This is a genomic window from uncultured Ferrimonas sp. (genome assembly GCF_947489035.1).
GTDB lineage: Bacteria > Pseudomonadota > Gammaproteobacteria > Enterobacterales > Shewanellaceae > Ferrimonas.
Genome location: NZ_CANLCI010000047.1, coordinates 1 through 10028, shown reverse-complemented (window position 1 = coordinate 10028; position 10028 = coordinate 1). Strand labels below are relative to the sequence as shown.

Genomic DNA, 10028 nt, shown 5'->3' with positions numbered 1-10028 from the left:
GACAAAAAACAGCTGGCTTTTGCTCGTTCCTCGCTAATTATAGCCAGCTATTTTATTGCCGCTTAGCAAAGCGTTATATGGCTATGGAAAGTATGCATATATTTTTAATGTTGGTGATGTTAATTGTTTCTGGATCTGTGAAAGCAGAAACGGATCCATGTGATTTAAGCAATTACCCTGTTAAATGGAAATCTCAATTAGTACATCCCAATTCATATGACCTTCCTGCAATATTCCACAAATCTGATAATTCGAAAGTTATTGTATCTGCTACTAAAGCCATAAACTACGTCAAAACTAATATGGCCGAACATACTCCATACCTCAAAGACGCTAAAGCGTATATTTTGAATAGTTTATCTTCTTTATCAAATGACAAATTACTCGAAAAGTCGGAGCTTTGGATTGCACTTGAAGGGCTGCAAGGACAAGAATTAAATGAGGCAATTCATGTTATGGCGGGTTATCAGGGGATTTTTGAAGGTTTACTATTACAAAATGAAGCATCGGTTAGCATTAATGGTAAGTTGGTAAGTTCATCTAATGCAGTTTATATGGTGGGCAAAGATCCTGCTCCGTTGGATGAGTTAAATTATGTTCATAAACTAATTGTTACTAATTCAAGTCAAATTATATTTAATAAATGTTGGCTAGATAGTAAGTAGCCATATAACAAGCTGTTTAAGCGTGGGACTGCTAACGTTTGGCTAGGTTTCGCTTCGCTACACATTTTAGCCAAACATTTATCAGCCCCTTAACAGGGCGTTATGTTTTCAGAAAGTGTGGTGTTTAATTAATGGATAGTAAACAACCTTTATTTCATGCTCCTAAAGTAATTAAAGTAGAAGCAAAGTGGCTTTGGCCAACCAGATTTATTTTACTGTGCGTATCGTTTTATTTTATTTATAAAACATATAATGCATACGTTACAGGGTAATTTTATGGGACAGTTAAGTACCATTATTTAGAAGAAAGTCCCAATTTCTTTTGGTTTATGCTCTTAATGTTTTTGGTAGCCGCCGCCGCATTTATTTGGCAGGCGTTTAGGGTTAAATTAAAAACATAACAAGAAATTAAACAAGGACAAAAAACAGTTGGCTTTTTGTTCACTACGTTCACTTATTTTAGCCAACCATTTTTTGCCTGTTAATTGGGCGTTATATTCATCGGGAAAACTGGAGATAAATAATGATGAACATACAACTAGAAAAACCAGTCTTCTATCGGAATGAGTTTGCTTTGAGGTTTGAGTTAGGCCCTGATGACGTCGACATATGGTTGGATGACGACCGAAAAAATTATAATGAACAGTATTTTGAAATTGCGATGAGTAGAGCGCTTAGTATCTATGAAGCAGTATTTAAACCTTCGGATAAGATCAAAGTCTGTTATCAAATTTTTTCTGATGGACGGAAGAAAATTAGAAAAAGTGACTACTTCTTTAAACTGTTCAAGCCTCTGTATGATAAAAAGTTAGTTTTTTCGGAACATCGAGATATTTATACCGAAGATCTAGAGTACAAAAGGCACTGCTGGAAAAGAGTCACTATTTCCGATTTGAACGTGTCAGAGTTAAATATAAAACCGATCATTCAGGCTTGTATTGACGGTGACTTTGGTGATCGTGGACCAACCCTAGCAGGGCAACTGTTTATAATTAATTGTGATAAAGAACTTATTTATCACCTCTATGATGATCGAGGCCTAGATGTTGCCGCCAGCAGTAAATGCGCTTTAGAAGACCTTTATCAAAATCAAAACCAGTTGTTACTCGATTACGACAAGCAATATATGGATAGTTTGTTCAAATGAATATAACAAACTGTTCAAGAGGGATTCGCAACGCGTGGCATGTTCGATATGCGTTGATTTTAGTGATTAAGGTGGTTTGCGGCGGCTTCGGTATTGCGTTGCTCACCCCTTAACAGGGCGTTAGCAGCCTTTTGGGAGGTTAAATGTCTAAAGTTTGGATTATATTGTTCCTATTTTTTTCTTCTGCAATAAATGCTGAAGAATGGATTCAAAAAGAAGCAGGCATAGAGTGTCCAGACCTTATCAAATTTGAAAGTAACAAATATTATATTTTTAATGATTGTTATGGTTTTGATCCTAAAAATCCAATCATAGAGTCAGGCGAATTTAAAAAGAGAAACAATGTTTATCATTTATTTAATCGTCAAATAGAACAACAATCGTTTTTATTGAATAAATCAGCTACAGTCGACCTAAAAGTCACCTTTCAACCTAATGGTGAAGTGGTATTTAAAAATGGCTCTAACCATAATGTTTTTAAGTTAATAAGGTTGGGAGATGAAGGCAGCTAACAAGCTACTTAAGCGGGACAAAAAAAGCTTGGCTTTTGTCACTGCGTTCCAAATTGTATCCAAGCATTTATTTGCCCCTTAGTAGGGCGTTAGGCATTCGGAGAATATATGTCGCAAAATTTTATGGAAGCGCTATTCCAAGGACCAAAAGATGTAGTAATGGCTCAGAAAATTGTAAAAGTAGCCGTATACGTATCTTTATTCATTGCTATTTTTACCGCGTCGTTTGCTATTGCAGGCTTATATCAAACTAGTTCAGACACAACTTGGCAATACATAATGGATCCGTGGTCATTATTCGACGTTTTTCTAATGCTTATATTTACGTATTTTCTCTACAAACGTAAATTATGGGCTTCTATTTGTATAGTTGTGCACCAAGTTTTAAACCTAGTAATTATTTATCTTGATCTAGGCAGGTTTCCTGGCGCTATTGCAATGTTCAAATTAATACTGTTTATCTCAGCAATCCGTGCTATTCGCTTAATAAATCAAGATGTAAAAAATCATAATGTAGAGAATGCCTAACAAGCCAATTAAGTGCGGGACTGCTAAAGCTTGGCTCAGTTTCGCTTCGCTACACAGTTTAGCCAAGCTTTATCAGCCCCTTATTGGGGCGTTAAGTTACCAAGGAAGATATGCGTAAATTTCTGGCATTGGATAAACAATCTCAAATAGACTTGCGAGAAAAGTATCCTGATCTTGATAAGTTGTACGCTGTGGAAGATACAGATGAATATACTTACATGGCGGTTTCAGTTTTCGAGCGTTGGCTGGGAGCAGAAGACTCAATTAAATATTTATCTGATGTTTCTGAAGAGGAGCAATAAAGTAGAGATTTAAAGTTCATTAAATTTGCGAAGAAGTTAATTGAAAATACTGAAGTTCTAAACTTTACATTCAAAGGACGTTGGAGTTCAGCAAAACCACAATTTCGCAAATTTACCTCGGATGCTGCTAAAGAAGCTTACTTAACATGCACCCCACACAATGTAGATAGTAGCCATTTTTATAAAGTGGTGCTTCCTGAGTTGGAAGCTGTGTATTTTGAAAGCTGGGACGACACAAATGTTTTCTACTTACGTAACCCTAAACATGCAGAAAAAATTGAAAAATGGGCTAATGAGTGTGGCTTATACCGTCTAAACAGGTAACTTAACAAGTTACTCAAAAGGACGCATAACGCTTGGCTTGCGCTCCTTCGTCGCTAATTTTAGCCAAGCATTTATGCGCCCATTAGTAAGGCGTTATATGGCTATGGAAAGTATGCATATATTTTTAATGTTGGTGATGTTAATTGTTTCTGGATCTGTGAAAGCAGAAACGGATCCATGTGATTTAAGCAATTACCCTGTTAAATGGAAATCTCAATTAGTACATCCCAATTCATATGACCTTCCTGCAATATTCCACAAATCTGATAATTCGAAAGTTATTGTATCTGCTACTAAAGCCATAAACTACGTCAAAACTAATATGGCCGAACATACTCCATACCTCAAAGACGCTAAAGCGTATATTTTGAATAGTTTATCTTCTTTATCAAATGACAAATTACTCGAACAGTCGGAGCTTTGGATTGCACTTGAAGGGCTGCAAGGACAAGAATTAAATAAGGCAATTCATGTTATGGCGGGTTATCAGGGGCTTTTTGAAGGTTTACTATTACAAAATGAAGCATCGGTTAGCATTAATGGTAAGTTGGTAAGTTCATCTAATGCAGTTTATATGGTGGGCAAAGATCCTGCTCCGTTGGATGAGTTAAATTATGTTCATAAACTAATTGTTACTAATTCAAGTCAAATTATATTTAATAAATGTTGGCTAGATAGTAAGTAGCCATATAACAAGCTGTTTAAGCGTGGGACTGCTAACGTTTGGCTAGGTTTCGCTTCGCTACACATTTTAGCCAAACATTTATCAGCCCCTTAACAGGGCGTTAGATGCCTGCATTATTCAAGTCCGGAGTTTTAGTTGGAGATTAGAAAATTAAACACATTGCGTGGGTTGGCTGCATTAATTGTGTTTATTACTCATTTTAGCGATATTACAAATTGGCTTAATGGAATGTTAGGCGGAGGCTCTGGAGCGTACGGTGTAATGCTGTTTTTCTTGCTGAGTGGTTTTTTAATGTCTCACTTATACCTGACCCAAAAATTCAGCAACGTTACTATCAAGCGCTACTTATTAGCTCGAATAGCAAGAGTAGTTCCACTATTCTTGGTTATTGTACTTAGCTCTTACGTTTTGTCCTTAATCGGCAATGATAGTCTTTATAACATTCCAGATGCGAATGCACTGATTAGTCATCTACTATTTTTATATGGTGACAGTGTACTTTGGTCAATCCCCCCTGAAATACAATTTTACTTCGTATTCCTGATTTTTTGGTCATTTTCAAAGAATAGGATAGGCTATATTTACCTTTCAATATTAGCAGTTATGCTCCTGCTATTTTTCGCAAACTTTCCACGAGTATATGGAGACATAAACGGAGTTCGTTACAACTTATTTAATACGTTAAGAAGTTTACCTTATTTTTTTATTGGGGTTATTTTTGGAATGCATTATAAGTCTTTTGATGTACCGAAATACCTTAAGAAACATTACTTTATTTTCGTGTTACTCTTAATACCTGCTATGTATCCAGAGATCTCATCTGTTACGTCTGATGCTAAGACAAAAATGTGGTTAAGCTATGAAGTATTACTTGTAATGAGTTCCGTATTTTTTTGTATTGTATTTTTAGTTCCTGATAACAATGTACTATTAGCTAACAGGTTCGGTGACTTCTTGGGAAAAGTATCTTATTCATTATATTTGCTTCACATGCCAATTATTATTTTTGTAAACAAGCTCAATTTAAGTGTTGAATTGAAATTATTATTATCTTTCGTTCTAACTGTTTCAGTAGCATTTGTATCATTTAAATATTTTGAAAAGCCCGTTGCTAGGTTCATACGTAACATAGCATCTAACAAGTCGTTTAAAAGGACAAAAAACAGTTGGCTTTTGCTCCTTCGTCGCTAATTTTAGCCAACAATTTTATTACCTCTTAACGAGGCGTTATACACCTAAAGGGAGGTTTCGTGTTCTGGATTAAGCGTCATTTATATTATCAAATCAAAAGAGGTCAAGTTACCGTAACTTTTGTTGAAGATGACAAATCAATAACTAAATCTTGTAGCGCCTTAAATCACCCAAGAACTTTAATGGGTAATTTTATGGAAATAGAAGACTGCTTCAAAAGTATTGCTAAGGAATTAGCTCCTCGACGTTTCTTACTGCAAGATCCTACAGCTGTTGTTCACTTGCTAGAGTCAGTTGAAGGTGGATACACTAATGTAGAAATCAGAGCTTTTAGAGAGGCCGCATTTGGCGCTGGTGCACGCGAAATATGCGTGCCTAACAGCAATTCTAAGTTATCTAAATCACAAATTTTAAATCGAGAGTTTACGGAGTGGGACGGTGCATAACAAGTCGCTCAAGAAAGGACGTAAAACGCTTGGTTTGCGCTCATTCTTCGCTAATTATAACAAGCATTTTACGCCTCTTAGCGAGGCGTTATAGGGCTCAATAAGTGTCATTGTTAAATCGACTATTTCGTAAAAAATCAGGTAACGAAAATTTTATCCTCGTGGCCCATGGTTAATTGAAGTTGGTGATATGTTTTTGTGTAAAGGTTCATTTGGTAAAAGAATCAATGTTGACCCAAAAACTATTCTATTTATTAAAATCATTACAAACGATAAAGGCCCATTCAGTGATGATTTGTTTTGGAAGTTTGAGTGTGAAAATATTGATTTTTACTTAGCCTCTGAAAGTCCCAAAGCATCCGAGTTTATGTCAATGTTTCAAGAGTTGAATGGTTTTGACAATGAACAACTGGCGTTATCTGCAAGTAGTTCTGAGAACGCATCATTTGTTGTCTGGGATAGAAAAGCCCTATAACAAGGCACTAAAGTAGGACGCAAAAAGCATGGCTTGCGTTCGTACCTCACTAATTATAGCCATGCATTTTGCGCCTCTTAACGGGGCGTTATATTTTCAAGGATAGTTTCGTGTATAAAATTCTACTTGTGTTAATTTTTAGCTTTTCTGCTACCGTTCAAGGGCAACAAGTCGATCCGCTAATAACTAAAAAAATTGAGCAAATCCAATCTTATGAATCAGTAGAAGGGACATGGGAAGGTTCCTATGCAGTCAAAAGCTCACCTCAAGAGCTTCTTGATAACTTAAACAAAAGTGGAGTCTCAGAGATAGGAGTTAAGGTCGTGCTATTCAAAAACAGTAAGCCGAAGGTGTATTTTAGAAATACACCTGAAGAAGAGTGGGCTGAAAACGATGGAAATGTTAACTTTATTAACGATCAGTTGGGGTTTCATATTTATATCACTAGAGATGGTGGTGTTTGGCTAGAAAGATATTGGCTATCATTTGCACGAATTAGTGAGCGAGCTGCAAATATGACATTTACTAGAACGGTTCATAATTGGTTTCAAGAACCAAACATAGAAGCTCCTGAGTATTATCATGTGTTTGGCACTGGTGCGGTAAAGAAAATATAACAAGCTGTTCAAGCGGGACTGCTAAAGTTTGGCTCAGTTTCGCTTCGCTACACATTTTAGCCAAACATTATCAGCCCCTTAACAGGGCGTTATATGCCAATGATGAAATCGCTAACTATTGCGCTATTTCTACTAGCTTTAATTACTAGCAGGAGTAGCTTTGCAAACATTGACATTGAATATCAGGTAACTGAAGTTGCTGGTATTAATAAAAATTATGGTTTATCCGTAATAGCACCAGCCAGCGATCCTGAACAATTAGTTCCATATTGGCATCGTAAAGCTGTCAAAATTTGTGGTTCTAAAAAATATAAAGCATCTGCGTTAATTAAAAAAGAAACGCAATGTGGTGATGCTATTAAGGTTACAAGTACAGGTGAAAAGTGTGAGGTAATTCCTGCGTCAGTTTTCGGTACTTTAAGCTGTAATGGCATATAACAAGCTAATTAATAAGGACAAAAAACAGTTGGCTGTTTTCGTTCCTCAACATTTTAGCCAACAATTTTTTGCCCATTATTAGGGCGTTAGGCGCACTATGGAATCCGAGTTAATTGAACCTAAGTCGTTGCCGAGATGGATTACTTTACCTTTAGGGTTAGTATTATTTCCATTTACACTTTTTTGCATCGTAGGCTCAGCTATTATTCTGTTAGCTCCAAATGTGCCACCGTCCGTTTTTACTGTTTCAATTGGTAGCGTTTTATTAATAGGTAGCATTTGGGTTAGTTTATTATCATTTAGGTTAATTGTGTCCAACCCTAAAAAAAGTAAAGGGTTTGTTTCACCAGTCGCACTTCGTTTAATTGGTATTTTGTTTATTGCTATGCCAATTATGGCTGTGATTGTCGGCACGTTTATGGATAAGCCTGTTATACATAGCGTTCAAGCAATCATATATTTTTGTGTAGCTGCACAGCTATTTCGTATTGCAAATGTAAGAGCCAGTAAAAAGGTTTAATGTAAGTAGCGCCTAACAAGGCGCTCAAGAGGGAAAATTTACAGTTGGCTGTTTTCACTCCGTTCAACATTTAGCCAACTACAAATTTCCCCTTAGCGGGGCGTTATGTGTTTTAAATGGAGTTTGAATATCTATGAAGTATGATGATGCATCATGGCATTACGGTGGTGATTATCCAAAAGGGTTATCCGAACAAAATGCTCATACACATACGGGTATTTTTTTAGCTTGGGCATTAACTCACGGACTAGCCGGTGATTTACATAAAGTTGAATGGCCAGAAGAGATAGAAGCGGTTAAGAGCAAACTTAAAACAGGCGGTCAATTCCTCTCTGATAATTGCGATGGTAAATTTACTGATGAAGATCTAAATGAACTTGGTAATAAGTTTGCTTCAGAGTTTTACGAGAATGAGTACTTCACCATATACATTGAGACTTCTGACCCATATGATAATTACGAGACTATTTATCATGTCCCTGACACATGGGAGACATACGAAAGAGTAGCCCCGATCATAACTAAACACTTTGAAGCTTGGGTGCAATCAAACACATAACAAGTCACTCAAAAGGACAAATAACAGTTGGTTTTTGCTCCTTCGTCGCTTATTTTAACCAACTATTATTTGCCTCTTAGTGAGGCGTTAGGTTATCAATGAAATATTCAACTCTCGCTTTCTTTGTTTCCATGTTGTCATTCTCGACACTAGCGACTGAATTAGATTTAGTTCACCAATGCCAAGAAAGTAAAACAACATTAGAAAACGTGAGTGTTGATGTTTTAACTTGGAAACCGATAAAACCCTCTGAAAGTAAATTCCCAACTTTAAATGTTTGGAATTTATCTGTTCCAATTGTTCCAAACAAAAAACCAAAAGTCGGTGTCTTTAATGATTCAATTTTTAAGCGTCTCGCTTTAATGGAACATGAGACTAAAAAATTACAAACAATTGAAACTAACACGTACCATTCACTTCAATTGAAAGACAACCCATTGTATTCATCGTTAATAGGACATAATGCCTTTTCGGCTCTTATGGAGAGTTTTTCAATAAAACTCTCTGATCTTGATTGCGGAGCTTTTCGACTAAAAGAATCAGAACCAAAAGCGTTTCTGCTAAATAGTAAGTATTTGGCTTTGCTTTTGTTAAAGGCAAATTACAAAACATACAAAGTTACTGGCGTTATAGAGGTGCCTACAGGCTTTATCATAACCTCGGAACTTGGTTTTGAGCATCACAGTATGATTAATAATGTATCAACTGTTACTAATGTATTTACTAATAATCCTAATGATGTGTACACATTTATTAACTCGTTAAATCAACCCGTTGAGATAGTCTTCAAAAATGAGATACTAAATAGAATCGTTTCGATTTGGGATAATAGTTCGCCTAAGGTATGGAGAGAATTGCTTACTCAATTGGAAAGCGCTGATGCGCCGAAAATTACATTAGATTCAATAAGTGGAGTAATAGATAACCTAACAAGTAACTAAAGCGGGACAAATAAAGCTTGGCTTTTGTCACTGCGTTCCATATTTTAGCCAAGCTAATTATTTGCCCCTTAGTTGGGCGTTATATTCCTTAAGGATTCCAGTGAAACCTGAACATTTAGCTGATGAAATATTGGCTCGCACAGTAAGCGAAAATATTACTTTTTATAAGAGTATGCTGAAAAATATTCCTAGAAATGAGGTCACAGATCCTTATTGGATAGAGTTGTTATCGTTCTACGATAAAAGTAACCCAAGTGAACGTGAATTAATCGTTAAGTTGATGAAGCAAGTTTCTCAAGATTCAATTGCATCTTTACTATCAATAATTGATGGTAGTGGCTATTCAGAGTTAGAATCCGAACTTAAGCTTTCTGATAATTCGGGAAAATCTTTTCAAGGTGAGTTATCCGATATTTTCGTCAAAAAGTGTGAAGAAGACAGAATATAATAAGCTGTTATATGCCTAAGGGAGTCGGGTGATAATATATTTATTTCCATTACTAATGATACCAATTTATGCTGGTATTTTATATGGTGCTCAAATGGCTTAAGGTTGATTCGTGTCTAGTTAAGCGGAGTTTTATTCTTGCTTCAACTTGGCGTTGTTTCCTAAATCGTATTGAACCAATCAGCGCGGCGGCGATCTGATCCTTGAACTGAGAATTCGGGACATATGCA

At 36.1% G+C, this 10028-nt stretch carries 15 protein-coding genes; all 15 read left to right on the top strand.

Features of this window, described 5'->3' with window-relative positions:
- On the top strand, positions 1–665 hold a 665-nt coding region (locus Q0796_RS17830; protein ID WP_298445777.1), incomplete at its 5' end, for a hypothetical protein.
- 523 nt (positions 666–1188) lie between these two features.
- Positions 1189–1812, top strand: a complete 624-nt coding sequence (locus Q0796_RS17825) for a DUF3885 domain-containing protein (RefSeq protein ID WP_298445774.1) — start codon at positions 1189–1191, stop codon at positions 1810–1812.
- 143 nt (positions 1813–1955) lie between these two features.
- The gene (locus Q0796_RS17815) at positions 1956–2324 is read left to right on the top strand and encodes a hypothetical protein (protein ID WP_298445769.1); all 369 of its coding nucleotides are present in this window, start codon (positions 1956–1958) and stop codon (positions 2322–2324) included.
- Between the two features lie 108 nt (positions 2325–2432).
- Positions 2433–2852 carry a hypothetical protein gene (locus tag Q0796_RS17810; protein ID WP_298445766.1) on the top strand — a complete coding sequence of 140 codons (420 nt, stop codon included), beginning with the start codon at positions 2433–2435 and terminating at the stop codon, positions 2850–2852.
- Positions 2853–2962: 110 nt separating this feature from the next.
- Positions 2963–3154 carry a hypothetical protein gene (locus Q0796_RS17805; protein WP_298445763.1) on the top strand — a complete coding sequence of 64 codons (192 nt, stop codon included), beginning with the start codon at positions 2963–2965 and terminating at the stop codon, positions 3152–3154.
- 421 nt (positions 3155–3575) lie between these two features.
- Positions 3576–4163, top strand: coding sequence for a hypothetical protein (locus Q0796_RS17800; protein WP_298445760.1), 588 nt, complete (start codon positions 3576–3578; stop codon positions 4161–4163).
- 135 nt (positions 4164–4298) lie between these two features.
- Positions 4299–5354 carry an acyltransferase gene (locus Q0796_RS17795; protein ID WP_298445757.1) on the top strand — a complete coding sequence of 352 codons (1056 nt, stop codon included), beginning with the start codon at positions 4299–4301 and terminating at the stop codon, positions 5352–5354.
- 59 nt (positions 5355–5413) lie between these two features.
- Entirely contained in the window at positions 5414–5800 is a 387-nt protein-coding gene (locus Q0796_RS17790) for a hypothetical protein (RefSeq protein ID WP_298445754.1), read from the top strand.
- 190 nt (positions 5801–5990) lie between these two features.
- Complete coding sequence (locus Q0796_RS17785) at positions 5991–6275, top strand: hypothetical protein (RefSeq protein WP_298445751.1); 285 nt, start codon at positions 5991–5993, stop codon at positions 6273–6275.
- 110 nt (positions 6276–6385) lie between these two features.
- Positions 6386–6892 (top strand): hypothetical protein, encoded by a 507-nt coding sequence (locus Q0796_RS17780; RefSeq protein ID WP_298445749.1) that lies wholly within the window; start codon positions 6386–6388, stop codon positions 6890–6892.
- A 93-nt stretch (positions 6893–6985) separates the two neighbouring features.
- Positions 6986–7330 carry a hypothetical protein gene (locus Q0796_RS17775; RefSeq protein WP_298445746.1) on the top strand — a complete coding sequence of 115 codons (345 nt, stop codon included), beginning with the start codon at positions 6986–6988 and terminating at the stop codon, positions 7328–7330.
- A 97-nt stretch (positions 7331–7427) separates the two neighbouring features.
- A complete protein-coding gene (locus Q0796_RS17770; protein ID WP_298445743.1) occupies positions 7428–7850 on the top strand; it encodes a hypothetical protein in 423 nt (140 codons plus the stop codon).
- A 133-nt stretch (positions 7851–7983) separates the two neighbouring features.
- The gene (locus Q0796_RS17765; protein ID WP_298445740.1) at positions 7984–8409 is read left to right on the top strand and encodes a hypothetical protein; all 426 of its coding nucleotides are present in this window, start codon (positions 7984–7986) and stop codon (positions 8407–8409) included.
- Between the two features lie 98 nt (positions 8410–8507).
- Positions 8508–9350, top strand: coding sequence for a hypothetical protein (locus Q0796_RS17760; RefSeq protein ID WP_298445735.1), 843 nt, complete (start codon positions 8508–8510; stop codon positions 9348–9350).
- Positions 9351–9450: 100 nt separating this feature from the next.
- On the top strand, positions 9451–9798 hold the full coding sequence (locus tag Q0796_RS17755; RefSeq protein WP_298445732.1) for a hypothetical protein: 348 nt from the start codon (positions 9451–9453) through the stop codon (positions 9796–9798).
- Positions 9799–10028 lie beyond the last annotated feature (230 nt).